Origin of the sequence: Halosimplex pelagicum, assembly GCF_013415905.1 — an archaeon.
Lineage (GTDB): Archaea > Halobacteriota > Halobacteria > Halobacteriales > Haloarculaceae > Halosimplex > Halosimplex pelagicum.
In genome coordinates, this window is sequence record NZ_CP058909.1 from 3,569,360 (window position 1) to 3,589,354 (window position 19,995).

At 59.5% G+C, this 19,995-nt stretch carries 27 protein-coding genes; 17 read left to right on the forward strand and 10 right to left on the reverse strand.

All coding sequences use genetic code 11. The features are described from left to right. From HZS54_RS17990 to HZS54_RS26090, 3 genes are all read right to left on the reverse strand, one after another. Nucleotides 1–534 (reverse strand): hypothetical protein, encoded by a 534-nt coding sequence (locus tag HZS54_RS17990; protein WP_179918456.1) that lies wholly within the window; start codon nucleotides 532–534, stop codon nucleotides 1–3. Between the two features lie 164 nt (nucleotides 535–698). Next, nucleotides 699–1,304, reverse strand: coding sequence for a site-specific integrase (locus HZS54_RS17995; RefSeq protein WP_179918457.1), 606 nt, complete (start codon nucleotides 1,302–1,304; stop codon nucleotides 699–701). 165 nt (nucleotides 1,305–1,469) lie between these two features. Next, a complete protein-coding gene (locus HZS54_RS26090) occupies nucleotides 1,470–2,492 on the reverse strand; it encodes a hypothetical protein (RefSeq protein WP_218927080.1) in 1,023 nt (340 codons plus the stop codon). Nucleotides 2,493–2,594: 102 nt separating this feature from the next. Here HZS54_RS26090 and HZS54_RS18010 point away from each other — a divergent pair, with 102 nt between their 5' ends. Together HZS54_RS18010 and HZS54_RS18015 are read left to right on the forward strand one after the other, a co-directional pair. After that, complete coding sequence (locus HZS54_RS18010; RefSeq protein ID WP_179918460.1) at nucleotides 2,595–3,590, forward strand: Cdc6/Cdc18 family protein; 996 nt, start codon at nucleotides 2,595–2,597, stop codon at nucleotides 3,588–3,590. Nucleotides 3,591–3,760: 170 nt separating this feature from the next. Continuing rightward, a complete protein-coding gene (locus tag HZS54_RS18015; RefSeq protein ID WP_179918461.1) occupies nucleotides 3,761–4,030 on the forward strand; it encodes a hypothetical protein in 270 nt (89 codons plus the stop codon). A gap of 59 nt (nucleotides 4,031–4,089) precedes the next feature. Here the strand turns inward: HZS54_RS18015 and HZS54_RS18020 are convergent, their stop codons facing one another. Then, nucleotides 4,090–4,344, reverse strand: coding sequence for a winged-helix domain-containing protein (locus HZS54_RS18020; RefSeq protein WP_179918462.1), 255 nt, complete (start codon nucleotides 4,342–4,344; stop codon nucleotides 4,090–4,092). Between the two features lie 421 nt (nucleotides 4,345–4,765). Here HZS54_RS18020 and HZS54_RS18025 point away from each other — a divergent pair, with 421 nt between their 5' ends. The 13 genes from HZS54_RS18025 to HZS54_RS18085 all read left to right on the forward strand — a co-directional run bounded on the left by HZS54_RS18025 (nucleotide 4,766) and on the right by HZS54_RS18085 (nucleotide 14,578). Then, the gene (locus tag HZS54_RS18025; RefSeq protein ID WP_179918463.1) at nucleotides 4,766–4,909 is read left to right on the forward strand and encodes a hypothetical protein; all 144 of its coding nucleotides are present in this window, start codon (nucleotides 4,766–4,768) and stop codon (nucleotides 4,907–4,909) included. Continuing rightward, entirely contained in the window at nucleotides 4,906–5,205 is a 300-nt protein-coding gene (locus HZS54_RS18030) for a hypothetical protein (RefSeq protein ID WP_218927081.1), read from the forward strand. Before HZS54_RS18025 ends, HZS54_RS18030 begins: the two co-directional genes overlap by 4 nt. After that, nucleotides 5,202–6,293, forward strand: a complete 1,092-nt coding sequence (locus tag HZS54_RS18035; protein WP_246391687.1) for a tyrosine-type recombinase/integrase — start codon at nucleotides 5,202–5,204, stop codon at nucleotides 6,291–6,293. Before HZS54_RS18030 ends, HZS54_RS18035 begins: the two co-directional genes overlap by 4 nt. A gap of 176 nt (nucleotides 6,294–6,469) precedes the next feature. Beyond that, complete coding sequence (locus HZS54_RS18040) at nucleotides 6,470–6,730, forward strand: HNH endonuclease (RefSeq protein ID WP_179918464.1); 261 nt, start codon at nucleotides 6,470–6,472, stop codon at nucleotides 6,728–6,730. Continuing rightward, a complete protein-coding gene (locus HZS54_RS18045; protein WP_179918465.1) occupies nucleotides 6,727–6,879 on the forward strand; it encodes a hypothetical protein in 153 nt (50 codons plus the stop codon). The genes HZS54_RS18040 and HZS54_RS18045 overlap by 4 nt, the downstream gene beginning before the upstream one ends. Nucleotides 6,880–7,172: 293 nt before the next feature. Beyond that, nucleotides 7,173–9,047, forward strand: coding sequence for a hypothetical protein (locus tag HZS54_RS18050; RefSeq protein WP_246391688.1), 1,875 nt, complete (start codon nucleotides 7,173–7,175; stop codon nucleotides 9,045–9,047). Between the two features lie 20 nt (nucleotides 9,048–9,067). Next, the gene (locus tag HZS54_RS18055) at nucleotides 9,068–9,778 is read left to right on the forward strand and encodes a nucleoside 2-deoxyribosyltransferase (RefSeq protein ID WP_179918466.1); all 711 of its coding nucleotides are present in this window, start codon (nucleotides 9,068–9,070) and stop codon (nucleotides 9,776–9,778) included. 137 nt (nucleotides 9,779–9,915) lie between these two features. Continuing rightward, on the forward strand, nucleotides 9,916–10,248 hold the full coding sequence (locus HZS54_RS18060; RefSeq protein ID WP_179918467.1) for a hypothetical protein: 333 nt from the start codon (nucleotides 9,916–9,918) through the stop codon (nucleotides 10,246–10,248). After that, the gene (locus HZS54_RS18065) at nucleotides 10,245–10,628 is read left to right on the forward strand and encodes a DUF8023 family protein (protein ID WP_179918468.1); all 384 of its coding nucleotides are present in this window, start codon (nucleotides 10,245–10,247) and stop codon (nucleotides 10,626–10,628) included. Before HZS54_RS18060 ends, HZS54_RS18065 begins: the two co-directional genes overlap by 4 nt. Before the next feature lie 4 nt (nucleotides 10,629–10,632). Further along, nucleotides 10,633–12,168 (forward strand): Env/VP5 family phage fusion protein, encoded by a 1,536-nt coding sequence (locus tag HZS54_RS18070; RefSeq protein WP_179918469.1) that lies wholly within the window; start codon nucleotides 10,633–10,635, stop codon nucleotides 12,166–12,168. A gap of 26 nt (nucleotides 12,169–12,194) precedes the next feature. After that, nucleotides 12,195–12,731 (forward strand): DUF8063 family protein, encoded by a 537-nt coding sequence (locus HZS54_RS18075; RefSeq protein ID WP_179918470.1) that lies wholly within the window; start codon nucleotides 12,195–12,197, stop codon nucleotides 12,729–12,731. Next, nucleotides 12,718–13,629: a hypothetical protein gene (locus HZS54_RS18080; RefSeq protein WP_179918471.1), complete on the forward strand. Its 912-nt coding sequence runs from the start codon at nucleotides 12,718–12,720 to the stop codon at nucleotides 13,627–13,629. The genes HZS54_RS18075 and HZS54_RS18080 overlap by 14 nt, the downstream gene beginning before the upstream one ends. Beyond that, complete coding sequence (locus HZS54_RS18085; protein WP_179918472.1) at nucleotides 13,622–14,578, forward strand: hypothetical protein; 957 nt, start codon at nucleotides 13,622–13,624, stop codon at nucleotides 14,576–14,578. Before HZS54_RS18080 ends, HZS54_RS18085 begins: the two co-directional genes overlap by 8 nt. 9 nt (nucleotides 14,579–14,587) lie before the next feature. On the opposite strand, the gene HZS54_RS18090 is transcribed toward HZS54_RS18085, so the two are convergent. The 3 genes from HZS54_RS18090 to HZS54_RS18100 form a co-directional block, all read right to left on the reverse strand. Next, nucleotides 14,588–15,082: a hypothetical protein gene (locus tag HZS54_RS18090; RefSeq protein WP_179918473.1), complete on the reverse strand. Its 495-nt coding sequence runs from the start codon at nucleotides 15,080–15,082 to the stop codon at nucleotides 14,588–14,590. 110 nt (nucleotides 15,083–15,192) lie between these two features. Next, nucleotides 15,193–15,639 carry a hypothetical protein gene (locus tag HZS54_RS18095; RefSeq protein ID WP_179918474.1) on the reverse strand — a complete coding sequence of 149 codons (447 nt, stop codon included), beginning with the start codon at nucleotides 15,637–15,639 and terminating at the stop codon, nucleotides 15,193–15,195. A 270-nt stretch (nucleotides 15,640–15,909) separates the two neighbouring features. Further along, on the reverse strand, nucleotides 15,910–16,104 hold the full coding sequence (locus HZS54_RS18100; protein ID WP_179918475.1) for a hypothetical protein: 195 nt from the start codon (nucleotides 16,102–16,104) through the stop codon (nucleotides 15,910–15,912). 121 nt (nucleotides 16,105–16,225) lie between these two features. Here HZS54_RS18100 and HZS54_RS18105 point away from each other — a divergent pair, with 121 nt between their 5' ends. Further along, nucleotides 16,226–16,405, forward strand: a complete 180-nt coding sequence (locus HZS54_RS18105) for a hypothetical protein (protein WP_179918476.1) — start codon at nucleotides 16,226–16,228, stop codon at nucleotides 16,403–16,405. Continuing rightward, a complete protein-coding gene (locus HZS54_RS18110; protein ID WP_179918477.1) occupies nucleotides 16,402–17,463 on the forward strand; it encodes a tyrosine-type recombinase/integrase in 1,062 nt (353 codons plus the stop codon). Before HZS54_RS18105 ends, HZS54_RS18110 begins: the two co-directional genes overlap by 4 nt. A gap of 142 nt (nucleotides 17,464–17,605) precedes the next feature. Here HZS54_RS18110 and HZS54_RS18115 read toward each other — a convergent pair whose 3' ends face one another. The 3 genes from HZS54_RS18115 to HZS54_RS18125 form a co-directional block, all read right to left on the reverse strand. Next, nucleotides 17,606–17,767, reverse strand: a complete 162-nt coding sequence (locus HZS54_RS18115) for a hypothetical protein (RefSeq protein ID WP_179918478.1) — start codon at nucleotides 17,765–17,767, stop codon at nucleotides 17,606–17,608. Between the two features lie 74 nt (nucleotides 17,768–17,841). Then, complete coding sequence (locus HZS54_RS18120; RefSeq protein WP_218927082.1) at nucleotides 17,842–18,306, reverse strand: MOSC domain-containing protein; 465 nt, start codon at nucleotides 18,304–18,306, stop codon at nucleotides 17,842–17,844. Nucleotides 18,307–18,668: 362 nt separating this feature from the next. Then, nucleotides 18,669–19,670: a DUF7961 domain-containing protein gene (locus HZS54_RS18125; protein WP_179918479.1), complete on the reverse strand. Its 1,002-nt coding sequence runs from the start codon at nucleotides 19,668–19,670 to the stop codon at nucleotides 18,669–18,671. Between the last annotated feature and the right edge of the window lie 325 nt (nucleotides 19,671–19,995).

The following is a 19,995-nucleotide window of genomic DNA, read 5'->3' on the forward strand; positions in this document are numbered from 1 at the left end:
CTACAGCTCCGAGATAAGGACCGTCATGTTCGCCCGGTCGTCGACGCCGTTTCGCTTCCGCGCGAGCGCCTCGCCGCGGAGCTCGCGCCGCGTCTTGTCCGGGACTCTCCCAACCGCGTCGAGGACCTCGTCGACGACCTCGAGAAACTCCGGGATCGTCCGGTCCTCGAGGATCCCGCCGAAACACTGGTACCCGCACTCGGAACACGTCCACTTGAGCGCCGTCGCCGGCGTCACCGTCTTCCGCCCCTCACACTCGCGCGGGGCGTGTTCCTTGTCGGCGAGGATTACTCCGAGCGGCTCCTCGCCGACGCCGTCGTCGGGATCGTGGTCCTCGTAGCAATTCGGACACGTGCGCGTCGCGCCGTCGAGGAGGATCCCCATCGCGATCCACTCGTCTTTGTTCGACGAGCTCGCGGTCGCCCGGTCGTGGGTCGGTTCCGAGTCGTCGAGCGGTTCCCGGTCCGGATCGTACTCGCCACCTGCGCTCGAAAAGAAATTCGACCGCTGTGGCTGTTGCTCCGTCTGTGGCATGGATAGAATTGGCTGTCGTCCCCCCGGAGAGCGGCCGACGACCGCGAGGGTCGCCCGTTCCGAGCGACAGTCGACGACCGCCGACTCGGGTACTATCCTGGAGAGGACCGCTCCGGGGAGTTACCAACTGGTTGAGGGTCCCTCCTCATTAGATAACCGGAGGGTTAGAGCGACACCTCGCGCATGGAGCCGATGATATTCGACTCCGTTGGGGCTACGAGGTACGGCTCGATCGCCTCGTAGGAGGACCAGCCGCCGAGTGCCATGACGATCCGCGGAGAGATACTCTCCTCGACCAGGAGGTAGTTCGCCCACGCCCGCCGGAGATCGTGCGAGCTCACACGCTCGTAATCGGGATCGCCCATTTCATCGGCCGCTGCCTCCGCCGCCCACTCGACCCAGTTTTGAACGGTGCGTTTCGACACGTCGACGAGCGGGGCGTCGCGAGCGATTCCCTCACTCTGGATGTACCGATTGATGAGGCTCTCGACCTCGATCGGGAGCCACGTCTCCCGGTGCTTTCCCTCCTGGTACTCGCCGGTCGTGTCCTTCCCGCCGACCACCTCGAGCTCGTAGTGCCGGCCGTCACTCATTCGGGAGATATGCCGCGGCTCCACGTCGAGGACCTCGTGAGCCCGGAGTCCACAGTCGCCCATCAGCCTGATAGCGACCTCGCGCTCGAAGGACTCCGCGGCGCGGGGGAGCGCCCGGTACTCCTCGCGCGACATCCACACGTTCCACGATCCGTCTTTGTTCCGCTCGGTTCTCATTACACGTTTGTCTCGGGAAACGTGCAGTCATAATCTTAGCCGATGGGGTGACCGGCCTCGCGAAGCGTCGAGAATCGGCCGTTTCACCGCGAGCCCGCCCGTCGCGTTTCACACTTCTGTTCAAATGTGAAACGGAGAGTACGCGATAAAAATATAGTGTACACTCTATCCCTTTTTCATCTCGTCTTTGCTGACCAGATTGTTGGCCACTGTGAGTGTAAAAGCCGTTGCTGAAAGCGCTAAAGCCGTATTTCCGGTCAACTCGAAAAAGAGGGCAACCGCACATAGATTCATTACAATGTTGCGACCCCGTCGATTTAATTCGTCTGCACCAGTACTTTCCAGAATCCGCTGGTAAACAAGTGGCGCCATTTCGAAACACAGATTGAACCAGTTGACGTAAGTCCAGTTGACTGAGCTATCTACATTATAAGAGCCAGATCTGTCCAAATTTGTGGCTAATTCGTCTTCGGAATCGTATGCAGAAATCGTATCAATACCCTCATAAAATTCATCTGGAAAGTCTACCAGTGGCCCAGTGACAGGCACTGCCATCATCTCCCCAAGGTTGGCGCTGATCTCTTTCATGTCGATCATGGGGTACGGGTTCGTCAGCTTCTCCATGCTCGCGGCAACTTTGAGAACAGCGTCATTGACCACCGGGTTCGTCAGCTTCTCCATGCTCGTGGCAACTTTGAGAACAGCGTCATTGACCACCGGGTTCGTCAGCTTCTCCATGCTCGCAGCAGCCTCAAGAGCGGCGTTGTTGACCACAGGATTCGTCAGCTTCTCAATGCTCGCAGCAGCCTCAAAAGCGGCGCTATTGACGACCGGGTTTGTCAGTCTCTCTACGCTGGCGGCAGCCTCAAAAGCGGCGCTATTGACGACCGGGTTTGTCAGTCTCTCTACGCTGGCGGCAGCCTCAAGAGCGGCGCTATTGACGACCGGGTTTGTCAGTCTCTCTACGCTGGCGGCAGCCTCAAGAGCGGCGCTATTAACGACCGGGTTTGTCAGCCTCTCTACGCTGGCGGCAGCCTCAAGAGCGGCGCTATTAACGACCGGGTTTGTCAGCCTCTCCATACTCGTAGCAGCTTCAAGAGCAGCGTTATTCGTCAACTTTTGAATGTCTTCAGCTGCTACTTCGTCCTCCGGTGGTGATGCCTCAGATTCACCATTCCCGTCATTCATCCGTACAGATAGTTGCTAATTGACTAAGAAAACGCTTTCGCGTAGACTACTTTCACTCCGGACGGCGGACAACTAAACGAGAGTATTCGGTAATCATCTGGTATGATCACTGACGCGCGAGCCTTGAAACCGGAGTTCGTCCCGAGAGACTTACACCACCGAGAGGGTCAAATCGATCACCTTTCGTCTGTCTTAGCCCCGCTCCAGTACGATACTGCGGAGAACGTTACTATCTTCGGGCCGAGTGGGAGCGGAAAGACGACGATCGCGAAGTACGTCGTTACCCAGCTCGAGCGCGAGACACTCGGGATCCGTTGGGGATACGTTGACGGTATGAGCGATAACACCACCACTGCGGCACTTCACCGGCTCGTCCGCGAGGTAAACCTCGGCGCTGACCTCCGGCGGCGCGGGGAACCGACTGCGCTCGCGCTCGACCGCCTGCGTGAGTGCGACGACCAGGTCGTCGCGATCCTCGACGAGGTCTCCGTTCTGGAGGAGCGGCCGCTCGTCGCGCTCGCGAACCTACCGAACGTATCTCTCGTCGCGATCACGATCGACGAGGAGGAGTGGCTGGATAGCCTCGGCCGCCCCGCGACCTCACGAATGCAGAGCGCCGCGACCGTCCGCCTGGAGAAGTACAGCCTCCAGGAGCTGATCGATATCCTCGACAGTCGGGTGAGTCACGGCCTCATCAAATCCCGCGTCGACGACGAGGCGGTTCGACGAGCGGCAGATATCGCGGCCGGCGACGCCCGGCGCGGGATTGCGCTCCTTCGACGCGCGGCCAAGCGCCTCGAGGAGACCGACGAGCGCCAGCTCACCGTCGAGACGATCGAGAATGTCGTCGGCGCTGCGGAGCGGGACATCCAACAGCGGCGTGTCCGCTCGCTCGGGACCCACCAGCGGCTCCTCTACAACATCATCGCCGACGCCGGGGAGATATCCGGGACCGAGCTCGCCGACGAGTACGAGCGCCGCTCCGTCGATCCGAAATCCGACCCGACGCGTCGTCGCTATCTCAAGAGCCTCCGACAGTACGGACTGATCGAAGCGTCGGGTGAGGGTCGCGCCCGCCGTTACCGTTCAGTCACCTAATCGCCAGACTGCGCGGCTTCCGTTCATATCCGTTCATTATCCGTTCATCGGCCGTCTATTCTCTTTTCGAGCCCTCTCGTCAGGAATCTTCACCCCAAAACACCCCCTAAATCGATATCCGTTCATCCACCCGCCGTAGGCCTTTTCCTACCAGTACCGTCGACCCGGCCATGCTGCGAAGCAAACGGCCCGATCGTATCGAACACGAGAAGGTGAACGGTGAGACGGCGACGACTCGGTTCTATCTCTCCGATCCGGACTACGAGGCCCGCGTCGAAGTGAGCCGGTCCGAGTCCTGGGAGTTCGGTGTCGACGACGAGGGCGTCGCCGAGCTGGTCTCGACCACCGACTCCGTCGACGACCTGGCGGCGGAGGCCGAGCTACCGGACTGGCTCGTCGAAATGCTCTACGGGTTCGGACTGTCCGAGATAGAGCGATGAAGGCGCTGTCTGGGTCAGCCGGCCCCTCTTTGAGGCTCCGAGGATCTACTATGCGTAGGTCACTCAGAGTCTTCTCTCAGGTCTACATTCCCTTCGAGATAATTCAGGCCACGATCGGTGATCCGGTACCAAGGACCGGCATCATACACGATCTCGATAAGGTCCGCCTCCTCAAGTTTTGGGAGTCGTCTCTTTATCGTGGAGTAAGAGATATCGTAACCCTCCTCTTGGAGATTGATCTCGAGACCTCTCTTGTTGAGGGCGACTCCCGTCTCTGCCAGGTACTCCAGGATGATATCGTCTCGGCCGGTCATCCATGGAGCCCGGTTTCTGCGAACCACAGGCTATCACCAAGACGATACCGAATAATTCCCTCGGAAACGCTGACAGTTGGACCATATATTTCCATATTGGACCAATATATGGGCCAACCTATATACGTAATGACCAAGATAGTGGTCACTGCAACCGACGCGGCGCTCCTCGGGGCCATCGACTCTCTGAAAAACGGGTCGACGCCTGTGTCACCAGCACGGGCGTCGTGTCGGTCAACCAGGTGACCGTGCTATGCAAGACGAAACCCGGCCTAAAAAGAATACCCGACGTAGCGCGAATAAGTACAGTCTTCCGACCAGTTGCCCGACGTGCGCGACGCCGATCGAGGGCGTCAAAACCCGCGCGCCGGCGACGCAAGAGGCCGTCCCGTGCGGCCACTCCGTACGACAGATTCGACCTATGAATTACAACGACTACCAGCGAGACGTATCGCCTGCGATCGCCGACCGTTCCGACCAGGAGGTCGGGACGGTCGCGGCGCGGACCCGAGACAGTATCGAGCGCTCGACCGACCAGCTCCGTCCGACGGAGGGGTCGCGGTGACCGAGCGATTCATCGCCGAGGATCGGCTCCCCGGTGGCGTCAGCTACGGACCGGCCGGTGCGAATACGTCGGCGTGGCTCCTCTCGATTTCCTGCGACGACGAGCGCCTCGAGGTCGAAATTCCCGAGAAGGCCATGTATGAGCTGTGGGTCGAGGTCCGCGGTGTCCCGTCTCCACAGTCCGAGTTTCCCGACCAGAACGATCGACTCGTCCGCCAGCTCGTCCATGCGGCGAACGGGGCCGACGAGGAGACGCTCCGCGACGCGCTCGAGGCGTTGGGGGTGCGTTCCCCGTGACAAGGGATCGACCCGCCGGCGGTCGGCCGGCCGACGCCCCCGACCACGCGATCCCGGAAGCGATCGAGCTGTACATCCGGCGCAAGCGGACGGACTGGAAGGGCGAGACGGAGCGGAGCTATCGCCGGGACCTCGACACGTTCGTCGACTACGCGGCTCAGGAGGAGATCGAGACGCTGTCGGACCTCACCCGGTGGAACGTCGGCGCGTACACGGACTACCTCCTTGACCAGGACCTCGCCCGCGTCACCGTCGCCGGGCGACAGAAGACGGCGAAAACGTGGCTGAAGTACCTCGAATCTCAGGGTCTCGTCTCGTTGGGCCTCCACCTCGCGATAGAGACGTTGAAACTCGACGAGGACGAGGAGACCTCGAATCAACAGCTCGACCCTGACGACGCGCGGATGCTGTTGTCGTTTTTCCGCGAGAGCGCGGAGTGGCGCGGGACTCGACGCCATGCGGTCCTTGAGCTTCTGTGGCATGTGGGCTGCCGGTCGATCGGACTCCGTGCGTTGGACCTGGGGGACTACGACCCCGAGACGGGTGACCTGAAGTTTCGGAACCGGCCGGAGACGGACACCCGCCTCAAGCGGGGCAAGAGCCACGAGCGGAACGTTACGCTCTCAGATACCCCGCGGGAGGTACTGGACTTGTACATCGCTCGCGAGCGATCGGACATTCGCGACGAGCACGGTCGTAAGCCGTTGTTCCCGACTCGCCAGGGGCGCCCCGTTCGGGGGACGGTCCGCGGTTGGATGTATCAGGCGACCCAGCCGTGTTTGGCCGTCGAGTGCCCCCACGGGAAGCGCCGTCCGAATTGCGAGTTCGTACCGCGCGATTCGGCGAGTAAGTGTCCATCGACGCGACCGCCCCACGCGATCCGGCGCGGTTCGATCACTTGGCAGCGAAACCTGGGATTCGACGCGGAGACCGTCGCCAGCCGAGCCGGTGCGACGCCCGACGTGATCCGGCGGTACTACGACCAGCCGGATTACGCGGACGAGCTCGAGCGGCGCCGCGAGGACACTCAGGAGATCGACATCACGGAGCATCTGCACCCGACCGACCTCGACGAGGATTCAGACTAATGAACCAGAACCTATCAGATACCGCAAGTACCGTTAATCAGCAGAGGGCGGCGTCCCTCCGACCCCATACTCACCTTTAATTTTTCTTTACCTCAGGTTAGTGAGCGGCGCGTTTTCGCTGGTTCTGAAACACCCCAAAATCATAGTCAGGAAGTTGATAACTCGGGGTGGTCGGCGTGATCGTCGGCCCCCGCGTCGAGTTCTCCGTCGACCACTATCCGCGCATCCGAGTGTGGGACCCGGCGGCCGGCCACGACCGCTATCTCTACCTCCACCGGCTGACCGCGTTCGCCCACGGCGAGATCGACGACCTCTGGACTGACCTGGAGGTCCATCACGAGGATCACGACCGCTGGAACAACCAGCCCGGTAACCTCGAAGCACGCGAACCGGAACCACACGCGGACTACCACCTGAACGGGGGTGCGCTCCCGTGACGGGAGATCTCCCTGACGGCCCCTCTCCCGACGAGTGGCCCTTCCCTCGGAACGAGTTCGTCCCCGCTTCCCAGCTGATCCTGGACGAAGCGACCGACGAAGAAGTTCGCCGAGCTGTCCAGCGCGTCGAGGACGGTGATCCCCAGTGACCGACTGGGACTCGTACCGGTGGTACACCTGCCGAATCTGCGGGGAACCCTGTATCAACCGGATCGGTGACCCCCCGACCCAGGACCGCGAATGCCGTTCCTGCCATTCCGTTCCTTCACTCGGTGACTCACCCACCACAAGCAAGGACCCGCAGAGAGCGGCCCCCTCCCATGGGGGCCCGAACGAGGACCCGCAGCGCACCGCGCGCCGGAGGCGCGCGAATCTTGATGCGGTGCGGTCGCGGGGCGGTCTCGACGACGACTGGCTCACTGTTGATTCTGACTCACTGTAGATGGCGGCGGAGGACCCAACCGACACCGGCGGCTCTCGGCAAACCAACTCGAAAGACTCTGTAACCCCGGCTCAACCCGGTGACTCGTCCGATTCTTCGCGCGAGTTACCGACGACTGCTGAAAGGGTCTCAGAGTCCTACGCGAAGTACCCCGACCGGACCCGGCTGCCGCTGACCGAGCGCGACGGCGTATCCCTCCGTCGCGACTACACCTGCGAGCACTACGAGCCGTACCACAGCGAGGCGATCCGAGAAATCGACGACGATGTGACCGGCCAGCAGTTGGTTGCTCGAACTCCATACGACTGGGGCGAAGCCGTCGAAAAGATGCTCGAAGACCACGAGGACACCCGCCGAACGACGATTAACCTCGAAAAAGGACGCCCCAGCGACCCCGAATACGCCGAGTTCTCCATCGAGGCCGTCACCCGCTGGTTCGCTTCCTACCAGATGAAGTACTACGCTCAGATGGAAGGCTGGCTCCGCGAACTAACCGGTGGTGAGCGGCCGTCTGGTGGTACGTCCACAGCTAACTACGCTGATCCGCGTATCTGTCTCCTCACCCTGAGCGCGTCCTCGATGCCGGACGGCGAGCGAGTCGCGCCCGTGGATCACATCTCTGTCCGCCGGAGTAGTTGGAACAGTTGCTACGATACTCTTCGGAATACCATGCGGTCGCTCGGCTACGATTGGCAGTATGAACGCCGTTCGGAGCCGCATACGGGCAAACGCGGTGAGTACGGAATCAACCGCTGCTACGGCCATGACCACGTTGTCCTGGTCGTCGACGGCCCGGTCACCCCGAACGACCTCCGCCCGGTGATCGAGAAACACGTCGAAGAATGCGAATGGGCTGGTGCCGACGCCCACGATCTCGACATCCAGGACTGGGACGCGAACGCCGACGACGTGGGAACGGTCGAAATCAAGGACCCCGAAGAACTGGAGAGTACCGCCCAGTACGTCGCAGATTACGCTTCCATTGACCCGCTCGACCTTCACGAACGCTCGGAGGAATACATCATGTGGGCCGCCGCAGTGACCGCGGCGAACGCGAAGACGCAGAGCCGATCGGACGCTGCCGGTTGGGCGTCGACCGCCGACGCCTGTAAACAGCGGTTCGAGTCCGACCAGTCTGACCAGTCCGTCGACCACGGCGAGAGCGTTATTCGTTCCGAGACTCGCGGTGTCGACCTCGAATGTGCGAAGTGCGGGAGTCCCCACGGGATCGACCAAGACCAGACGCTGACTGCTGCCCGAGTCGGCGACCAGTCGGCCGCAGCTGCCGACGGTGGCCTCGACCGAGAGGGGGACCTGCGTGACAAGTGGCCTTCAGCCCGTGCTGCTGCCTCTATCGGACAATCTCCCACAGAGAAACGCCAACGGGACCAGATCAAACAGTACTTGCAACGCTATCCAGACGCGACGCCGACCCAAATCATGGGTGCGCTTGGATTGCCGCCCGACGCTCGGGAGCTGATCAAAGAAGTCGATCACGGTGTCGATCCAACGGAACCAATCTCGTTCGAGCGCCCGCCCGAGTGGCAGGTCAAGAGCGTCACCGTCGGGGAAGAGGAATATCCTGCATCAGCAGGTACAGGAGTCGAAATGGTCGAAACGGTTGACTATATTGAACGGATTCTACAAAATACGAAGCTTGGGTGTGACAAAGCAGATAGAATTTACTGGTGTTGCAAGCGGACTAATGTTCGTATGTGGGGCGGTAGATCGATGGCTGGTTATCTGGTGAAACATGGAATTCATCATCCAAAGGTAGTTGATACTGTAGTTTCTGCTGAAAGGGTGCCATCTTCAGGCCAAACTGGAACCAAAGCGGCATCAGTAGACTCAACGCCAAAAATTAATGCAGAGTAATAACTTATGTTCCCTACGCTATGAGCGATCAGAAAGAATGTTTTGTTATATGTCCGATAGGTTCCGAAGGGAGTGAAATTAGAGAACGGTCTGATAAACTCATGGAATACATCATCACGGATGCAGTCTCTGAATTCGGATATTCAACCTTGAGATCAGATGAAATGTCTGAGCCAGGCAGTATAACATCACAAATAATACAAAAGACCATAGAGAGCGAACTTGTAATAGCGGATCTGACGAACCACAATCCGAATGTATTCTACGAGCTTGCTCTTAGACATGCAACTGCTAAGCCATATATTCAACTAATCGACAAGAAGCAAAGTATTCCTTTTGATATATCTGATCTCAGAACGATAAACTACGACTTTGACGTACAACGAGCAGCGAATGCTGTTGATGAAATCAAAGAGCATCTTGAAACTATTGAGGAAAAAGAACCTGACTTTGACAATCCGATATCTCGGTCTGCGGATCTAAAATCGTGGCGAGAAAGCGAAGACCCTTCGGAGCAAAATTTTGCTGATATTTTGGACGGTTTGAATAGTCTAAATAAAAGGATAGATAAGTTAGAGAGTGAAATGTCTAATTCGGGAACTCAACAAGTTCTAAGTTCTTCTTCAGCATTCGAGTCCTTTGACCCGTCTGATTTTGACCTGTCTGAGCAAGAACGTGAAGAAATAAAAGAAGAGTATGGGGTTTCGTTCAAAAGAGCCTCGTCTAACTAACTGTTAGAACTGGATTCTGTATAAGTTCTATTCCCAATTTTGACATGATATGTTAATTATCCCCGTTTCATGATTTTTACTTTCACCCGGGTCGCGCCCCGACTTTTACTAGTGGGACTAGATGTTTCGAGCGTAGCATGGCTACCAACAACGAAACCTCGTCGTTCGAGGACTTCCCTGAGCCGGAGACTTCGGACGACGATGGTGGTTCCGATTGGATCGACCTCGAAGCGGGCGACGAAGTGACCGGCCGCATCACGGGCTTTAGCCCGAATGCCGGCCGGAACGGTGTCGTCGAGATCGACGGCCGACCCACGTACATCACTGCAAGCATACGCCGTCAACTTATCGCCGAGCTGGTCGAAGGCTCGAAGATGGCCCTTCGCGTCTCGGAGGATGAGGAATCCTTCGAAGACGACGACGGCGAGGAGGTGACGTACAACCCCAAGGAAGCGAGGTTCCGCCGATGAGCCGGTACCGCAACCGCTCGGCCTTCCAGGCGTACAAGCAGCTGGACATCGGCACCGCGCTGGCGCTGATGTTCTTCGCGGTGGTCGGGCTGGTCCAGACCGGGCTGATGCTCGACATCGTTGACATGCTCACGCGGTACAAGTTCCTCCCGCTGGCCGGGTCGTTCGCCGCCTACGCTCTCGTCTTCGCCTCCAGCGGGACGCGCAACCCTCAGCACTACCACCCGCTGGAGTGGGCCATCGTCTCGATCACCGCGGTGATCATGACCGCCCACGCCACGCTGGCGGAAGTGCAAACGCTGGTCACCAACACCTCGCCCTGGTCGAGCATCCTGATCATGGGCCTGATGGTGATCTGCGGCGCCGTCCTCGGGAAGTGAAACGATGAGAGACGGAATCGGACGGGCGCTTTCGCTCGTGGCTGCCCTGCTGCTCGTCACCAGCACCCTCGGTGGCGCGGCGACGACCGGCATGGTCGACCTCGACGACGATGGTCCAGTCGGTGAAGCGAACGCCCTTGCCTGTGGCGGCGTCTGCGTGCTCGGAGGTGTCGCGCTGGCCCACGGTATCGCAATCGGAGCCGCAGGCGCGGCTGCCTTCATGAGCGACAGCGGCGTCAACGAGTCGGCGCTTGCTCAGGCCGACGCCCAGGAACTCCACAAGAACGTCTACGAGTCGTCGGTCACCCAGCACCAGAACAACCAGATCCTTCTGGACTCCTACGGCAACTTCCTCCAGGACACGCCCGAGGTCGCAACGATGGAGGGCAAGAACGCCTACATCCGCGCCCTCAACAACGGGACTTCCGAGGCGGCCGCTCGCGCTGCGGCCCGCGAGGCGATCGCCGACTACTACGCCCAGAAGCAGGCGCAGGTTGCCGCGCAGTATGAAACGTCGGTCCAGAACTACATCACCCAGAAACACGCTGTACAGGCCAACGCGAACCTCTCCAACGTGTACATGTGGAACATGGACGACGGGTATGCGTCTCCCGATTCGAACAGTACGGGGAGCGTCACCCTCGTCAACGGGTCCACCGTTGAGGTGACCAAGTTCCAGGCCAGCGGGATGGTCTCGGGAGACTCCATCTCCGGGACCATCGACCCGACCCAGAACGAACTCGGGACCGGCGTCTACATGGTGTCGCTGTCGGTCACGCCGCCGAACAGCAACTACAACGAGGAGCTGATGATGAACTTCACGGACTACAAGACGACGTGGAGTTCCATCGAGTCCCAGAACGCCCAGATCCAGGACCGACTGGACACGTTCATCAACGGCACCTACTCGTCCTACCAGAAGGGAGAGATCAGCAACGACGACCTGATCGACCCATACCTTCAGGCCCGCGAGTACAGCCCCGAAGGCGGCGAGTTCGATACCTGGGCCATCTCGACGCTCTCCGCGTCGGGTCTGAACCCGCCGGAGAATCTGACGACGACCAAGACGATGGTCGTCCGCGCCCCGCCGACCGACGGCGCGACCTACAAGGGCGTGCTGATGAGCGACGGCCTGCCCACCGGCGGCACCTTCCAGGTCAACACGACCTACAACGCGACGACCCTCGCCGGCCCGCAGTACGTCGTTCATACCAACACCGGCGAGACGACCGAACTCACCGGCGAGTTCCAGCTCTCCCAGATTCGGGACGTGAACGGTGAACCGATCAACCAGACCACGGTCCGGTACCGAGAGATCGACTACACCACGACCGACCTCCAGGAGTTCAAGCAGCTGCAAGACCAGGTGCGGAACCTGACCGCCGAGCTGGAAGCCCGCCAGTCGAACCTGCGTGACGGCGGCTCGACCGGCGGACTGTTCCCCAACTTCGGAGGTGGAAGCATCCCGATGCCCGCGGCCGTCGCGATCGTGGCCGTCCTGGTCGGCTTCGTCGCCATCCCTGTGCTGTATCGTCCGTAGACCAACCCACCCCATTTATCGAGAATATGAATCGATTAGGCACGGCTATCGTCGTCATCGCGCTGCTGGCCGTGGTGCCTGCCAGCGGTGCCGCACAGTCCGCCAACAACTCCACCAGCGGCTCGGGAGTCGACCTCCCGGAGCAGACAGGGACGCAGATTCAGGACGGCCTGACGCTGCTCTCGTCGTCCTACAACCAAGAGCAAGGGACGGTGACGCTCACCTTCCGCAGCGACAGCGCCGTGGCCGTCACGCTCGCCGACGCTGGTGCGTTCATGCAGGAAGGAGAGATCAACCGCCGGGCGATCGTCGTCAACGGGAAGACGAAAGTCGAGTTCGCCGTCACCGAGCAAAACGGCTTCGTCGGTGTCTCTATCTCGACTGATGAAACCCTCTACGGCCACCCCATCAAGGTCGGTTCGACCGACTTCGTGCCGGGTGGTCCGTCGCCCGAGGACACCTGGCTGGCCGGCTCGACCGTGTTCGTCCTGTTCGCCGTCGCCCTGCCCGGCGCGTTCTACGCTAACCGGAAACTGCGAGGTGTCGAGCATGACCAACACTAACGACCCGCCGAACCCGCAGGCTCCGCCGTCTCCGTCGAACAAGCGACTGATGCTGGAAGTGCTGAAAGCGACCGGCATCCCGCTGATGTTCGGCCTGCTCTGCCTGACCGGGCTCGCCTTGGTCTGGTGGTACGGCCTGCCCGAGCGCCCGATCTCCATCGTGCTGCTCTCCGGGCTGATCGCCGGCCCGTTCATCGTGGTCTACGCGTTCCTCTTCGCGTACGTCTACCAGAAGCGCCTGGACGTGCCGATCGTCCTGCTCGACCCCGACGGCCAGGACTGGGGCCTGAAGTACCTCCACCCCGACGAGTTCGGACAGGCCGAGATTGAAGGCGACCGACTCGCCACCCGTCACGGTCGCGCCACCGGAGAGACGATCTACTTCGCCGAAGGTCACCGTATCGAGCAGCGCGAAGAGGTCGACCCCGAGACTGGCGAGAAAGAGACGGTCCCCCGCCGCGTCCTCACGTCGACGTGGGAAGGCGAGATCTCCCACCAGAAGTTCATGGAGAAGAAAGCCTCGCTGAAACAGCAGCGGAAGAAACTCGTCCCGCTGGCGTTCGAGGGGCTGAAAGCCCGCGCCGGTGCGGACATGAAGGTCCTCGAAAACACGGACAAACTGGCCCACTCGCTGCTGCTCGGCGCGGAAGAGGACTCCTTCCTCGCCGACGGGCTGAACCCGATGGACTTCGACCTCGACGTTGACCTCGACCGCACCCTCGGCGGGCTGATCCCCAGCCGCGAGGAAGCCGACGACCAGGAGGAACGCGCGGCCGCCGACCGGCCTGGTTCAGCTGACATCCAAGAGTCCAGCGACCCGCTAAAAGAGCGCGCCCAGTCCGACGGCTCGCCGGGCAGCAACGGCCAGCATCCCGGCAGCGAGGTGAACCGTGAGTAACTACGACGGCAGTTCGCTCGGGATCGGCGCTGCGGAGTTCCGCGAGGTCGCCGAGGGCCGACTGACCGAGAACAACCGCGTCTATCCGCTCGCGCCGTTCCTCGACGGTCGTGCGCTCCGCCGGTACGTCCACTACAAGCGTCGGTACGACGAGATTCTGAGCATCAACGAGGACCACGACGCCGATCTCCCGGCGACGTTCGAACAGACCCAGTACTGTCGGAACTTGATCGCCGCCCACGGCTCGCCGGTCGCAGCGGAGGCAGTCCGCAACGGGAACCTCGCGGTCCTATCCTGGCTGTCCGGGCTGACTCGTCGAGAGTCGGACTTCTCCAGCGCCCAGGTGTTTTCCCAGCTGGTCCGCGACCTCCGGCGGCCGGGCTACCTCGGTGTGTTTCTCGGCATGACCGACGGCGGGAAGACGAACTCCGCCCTGGTCGGTGCCGGGCTGCACCTCCGCGACGAACCCGACGCGATCCTCGCCACGAACGTGACCACACTCGAGTGGGAAGAGTCCGAGCTGAACGAACGGACCTACACCGTCGAAACGAAATCGGAGCTGGAACAGATGTGCCATGAGTACCCCGACGTGGTGGCTGTCCTCGACGAGATGAGTACACAGGCGAACGCTCAAACCCAGAGCTACGAGGTCAACAGCGAGTTCTATCCGCTGGTGACGTTCAAATCGAAACTCGGGCTGCGGCTGTTCGTCATCGGTCACCGCGAGGACGGCTACGACATCGCTCCACCAATTCGGGAACACGCCGATCACATCATCGTGCAGCGCGCTGAAGAAACTGGTCTCGACGAGACTGAATACTCCGCGGAGTTCTACCGTGATCTCGTCGACGGCGAACCCGACGATCTCGCCTACACGCTCGACCCGGTGCCGCCGATCGCCGGCACGTACGAACCCGACGAACAAGCTCAGTTCGAGATTACTTCATAATCGACGGTACTACCCTGGTAAACTCCCCCACGGGAATAGGTGAAGTACTTGTAAAATGAAGCCAATTAAAAGCAGTCCAGCACCCCAGGCATCTTCTCCAAGTGCCCAGTCAGACTCTTTTGCATAGAGAGTACCTGATTCAGATGCTAGTATGATTGCTCCAACACCGTCAATCGCTAATCCATATATCTGGTTATTTAGCCCTCCGTCCATGTAGAACTCAAGCAATAGTAACCCTGCTAAAACCAATAACAAACACGTCACCCATGCCTCAGGAATGTCCGCAAAAAGGTTGTCCTCATGATCTCCCACGCGACCATATATAGTCATTCCTATTAGAATAGTCCCAATTCCAGCGATAACGCAGGGAAAGGCCTCTGATAGTTGAAAAAGTGCTGAACATGCGCATGCTACGGCTGGTCGTAGGATGATGACTGCCAAAGTTATTGCAATGAATACAATAAAAATTGACACTCCTTTAAAAACTGGATCGTCTTGCTCCATACCAAGTGGCCTTGATATGCTCCTTAATTAAATATTGAGAAATCTTTTGACATTGAGCGAGCCCGCGAGCGCCCCCCTCAATGGGGGGTCGAGCGGGCTGTTAATACATTTTAGAACTTTGAAGTGGGCGATAGGTATAAAAGAAATTCTGAAAAAGCTAAAATAGCCGCTCCAAGAATGGGAATAATCGGGAACATAAAGCCACTTATAAAGTTTAAATAGAAGGCAATTACACCGGGTGACTTTGCCTTTTCATACATATAGAGGCCACCGAATAGTAGATTGAACCCTGTTCCCACATCGACTAACGCCTCGACAAAATGACTCGCTTCAACCGATAACATCGGTGAGATCGCGACCGCTTCAGAAGCAATTGTTCCCAGTGGGGACAGCCCGATAGATAAGACTAATCCAGTCGTCAGTGCGACCCCGCTTAAAAGATATTTTGCTTCTTTGTTTCTCATCGCGTCAATAATATTAGCGAAGGCGGCATAAGCAACAAACATAAAAATTCCAGCACCCACATAATTCAGCGCCAAAGTGTTTGATATCTCCATTCCTTGAACCATTCATGATTTCGACCCCAGAAATAGTTTCACTTTCACTTTCACTCCACTGATGGCTGGCTCTCTTTTACGTCCCCCTCGTATTGGTCGCGGTGCATGATGCTGGACGAATGGATTAGTTGCCCTGATGGGTGTGAAGCTCCGGTTCGGAAGGTGACCCTCCCGGAGAGTAGAATTGGCCTTCAGTGTGTCGCGTGCGGCAGGCGAATCGAGGAACCTGTTCGCAGAGTCGACGCACAATCCAGAGGGATCGATCTCTAATTACTGCTCGTCGATCGCCTCTCGAACGGCCTCGACGACGAACTCCCGACGTTCTTCGTCGGTCATGTCCTCGTCGAGGTCGTCCAGTTCCCCCTGGAGTTCCAACTTCAGGTGAATTGCGTCCCGAACCCAGGCGCTCCGATTGTCCCCGTATTCGAGTTGACTATTAATCTCGTCCAGAAGGTCCTGAGACATGCTAATAGTCGGCTGAACCATTTGGTTGTTGCTAACGCAGGAAGCCGTTAATAAGTACCTACCAATAACCAATTACCAACAACCAATACTTATTTGGTGTAACAGTAGTTGGTAATTGGTAATGGCACAGTCAGCCAACCTCCACGGCGATTCAAATCGAACCGAATCGGTCGACCTCCGCTGTCCCGACTGCGGACATACGGAGAACTGCACTAGCCACGCCGCAGCGGCGTCCCTCCAGACCTCGAAGCCCTGCCCGAACTGCAACCGGATGATGGCGCTTTCGGAGGGATCCGTGTGAGCCCGGAGACCGCGACCGCGCCGGGCTCGCCGGAGGACCTCACCGTGTGGGACGCCCGCGAGCGGTTCCTGGACGAGTGCCGAATGGACTCGACCGAGGCGACCGTCCGCAGCTATGCGAACCGACTCGCCCGCTTCTGCGAGTGGTGCGACGAACGCGAGATTGAGCGCGTCGACGAACTCTCCGGCTGGCTCCTCGACGAGTACCGGCGGAGCCTCACCGAGGACGCCCCGGTCACGGTGAAGGGTAAGATGATGGCGGTGAAGCAGCTGCTCGCCTACCTCGAACGGATCGATGCCGTCGACGATCTCGAAGACAAGGTTCCCATCCCGCAGCTCTCCGCGGCCGACGAACAGAGCGAAAAGAAACTCGCCCCCGAGGACGGCATCCGTCTCGTCGACTTCTACCGCGATTCGGTGGAGTTCCGGGCCAGCCCGCGCCACGCCCTCCTGGAAGTCCTCTGGTTCACCGGCTGTCGGATGAGCGGCGCGCTCGCGCTCGACCTGGACGACTACGAGAGCGACACCGGGACGCTCCGGTTCGTCAACCGCCCGGACTCCGGCACCCGGCTGAAGAACGGGAACAACGGCGAGCGCCCCGTCGGCATCCCGACCGAGGTCGTCCAGGTCCTCGACGAGTACGTCGCCCGCGAGCGGATCGACAAGCGCGACGACCACGGACGGAAGCCGCTCTTCTCCTGCCGGCAGGGTCGTCCGTCGGATACGACCATCCGAGCGTGGGCCTACCTCGGTACCCAGCCGTGTCTCTACCAGCGGTGTCCGCACGACCGCAACCGGGAGACGTGCAAGTACCGCCGCCGGAACTACGCGAGTCAGTGCCCTTCGTCGCGGTCGCCCCACCAGATTCGAACCGGCTCGATCACGTGGCAACTCAACTGCGGCATCCCCATCGAAGAAGTCGCCGAGCGGGTGAACTCTTCCCCCGACGTGATCCGCCGCCACTACGACGTGGCGACGGGTGACCAGCGGCTCGAAGAGCGCCGTCGGAAGTACCTCGGAAACCTTTCACTTTCTGACGGGGGTAACGATGAAAACTGACGCCTCGCGCCCTGTCGTACGGCGAAATCGTCGGAAGACTGGTCCCTCCGACCCCATACTCGTCTTTAATTTTTCTTTACCTCAGGTTAGTGAGCGGCGCGTTTTCGGCGTTTCTGAAACACCCCCCCCCCCAAAATCACACTCAAGAAATTGGTATGTCGGGGTGGTCGGCGTGATCGTCGGTCCCCGCGTCGAGTTCGCCGTCGGCCACTATCCACGCATCCGAGTGTGGGATTCGGCGGCCGGTCACGACCGCTGGAACAATCAGCCCGGTAACCTCGAAGCCCGCGAACCGGAGTCGCACGCGGACTACCACCTGAACGGGGGTGCGCTACCGTGAGGTGGAGGTCTGAGCGGAGTGATCCGGTCGGTCCCGCTTCAAAATTCAATGCTGCTGTTCACAGCGATCGTCCCGGAATCGACGACGTTCGCGTTCAGCCCGCCGCGATGAGTGAGCGCCTCAACAGCACCCTCCACATCTGCGAGCGATTCCATGTAATCGCATGGTTCGCACAGCCGTACTCCGGTGAACGTGGCCTCACCGACGGTAAATTCCCGGCCGACGAGGTGATTCAGAGGGACATCCCGGGTGAGAATATTTCGTCGGGTCTGTTGCGGTTGTACTGTCGTCGCCTCGTCTCGACGTGCTGCCTCCAGGGCCTCTTTCTCGATGAGTGTCACGCCAGTCCCCTCCGGCAGGTCCTCGTGTCGGTCGTACAACCCCTGTTCGCGATAGTATCGGTCCCCACGCAGTCCTTTTCCGGCGACAGCGTCGACGGATTCGACAGATTCCATCGGGTCACCGGAATCCGGGGCGACAAAAATTGCCTCGACAGTTCCCATATCTGCTCCTCAGACGATCGGCTGATAAAACTGGCTCCTCGCACCGACAACCGCGCTCGCTCACTCTGCACGGGTGTTAATCGCGCGGGGGAAGCCTGTAGATGTCTGGCCCTTCCCGTGACGGGTGTTCCTTCCGGCCGAACGAGCTCATCCCTGCATCTCGTCTCCTCCTGGACGAAGCGACGGACGAGAGTTCGCCGAGCTGTCCGACTCGTCGAGGACGGTGATCCGTAGTGACCGACTGGGAAGTCTACCGGCAGTACCAGGCCATCTCTGCAAGGACGATCGCATCAACTGTATCGGTGACCCGGTCACCGTGGCCAGAGAGTGCCGTTCTTGCTATCAGGTCACTGCGCCCGGATTTAGATATCCGCAAATCCGACTTCGGACCGTGAATAGCTGTATGTCGAGATTCCTTCCGACTCACAGTGTTCACTGAGATCTGTGGGTTCTACTTTACCGCCCAGTTGACTCTCGAAGGTGACCGTCACTTTCTCCTCACTTTCGACAACTAACGCAGTATCGGGGTCGTCGTGAGACGGCTTGATGACGTAATCGCCCACAGCGAATGGATTCTCAGCGAATTTCAGGTTGTCGTGCTTGTAGGTATAGAGACTCACATCCTGATCGTCACAATAAGAGGATAACAGCGCCCGGTCGAACTCCCGCCAATCAGCGGGGCCTTCGTCCAGCGAACTCGGGAAGGCGACCCGAACGCCCTCACCGTCCAGCTCCTGTCCGTACAGTTCGATCTGCGTCTCCGGAGGTAGTACCTCGACGACGACCCCCACCGAAGGATCTTCTTCACCCTTCTTTTCCACCCGGTCACCCGGCTCGAACGGGTTCTCGGGCTTCTGGTTCATGTTCGCCATGTTCGGCCCGAGGTCCTGGAGATCGTTCATCGGCCGCGACGCCAGATGCTTCAACTTCTCCGGCTCGTCGCCCGAGAACTCCTCCTGCGTCTGGACCTTCGACTCCAGCGTCTGGACGTGCTCCCAGCCGAGTAGAATCAGGGAATCCTCGTTGTCCCGGTGCCACGCCATCACGATGATATCGTCCTCCGAATCGTTCTCGATCAGCGATTTCGGCAGGAACGCGGACACGTCCCGGGAGGTCTTCACGTCGACCTCGTACCCGAAGACCTCGAAATCGTGGCCGGAGAAGCTTTCGGGATTGCACCGTCGGATCGCGTCCTCGTTCTCCCACTCCCACATCTCCGCCGGCAGGTACTCGCGACAGAACTGCTCGAAGGCCAACTCTCCCAGATTGCCGACTCGCTTCGCATCCTTGTCCTCTGATCCCTGCTTCTCTGCCTGATAGTCCGCCCGCACTCTGTCGATTTCGTCCGGAATATACTGATACACACCACAGTCAGTAACGGCATTCGATTTATACTTTCACGTTCACTCTACAGACGCCCGCTCTCTGCGATATCAGTCACGTTTCGGTCGGGCCGATGATACACCGACCTCCCGCTCCAACCTCGCTTGGACTTACCACCGTACCGCTTCGACCCCGACACCGTCCGAACGATACCCGATCCGACCGTCTGAAACGAGATCGGAATCCTACCCCGAATTTGTTAATACTATATAGAAATACGGCAGAAAATACTTACAATATACGGTTCAAAGTCCGAATACATGCCAGAACTGGCACCGTATTCGGCACATCGCGTCGGCCGAGCGG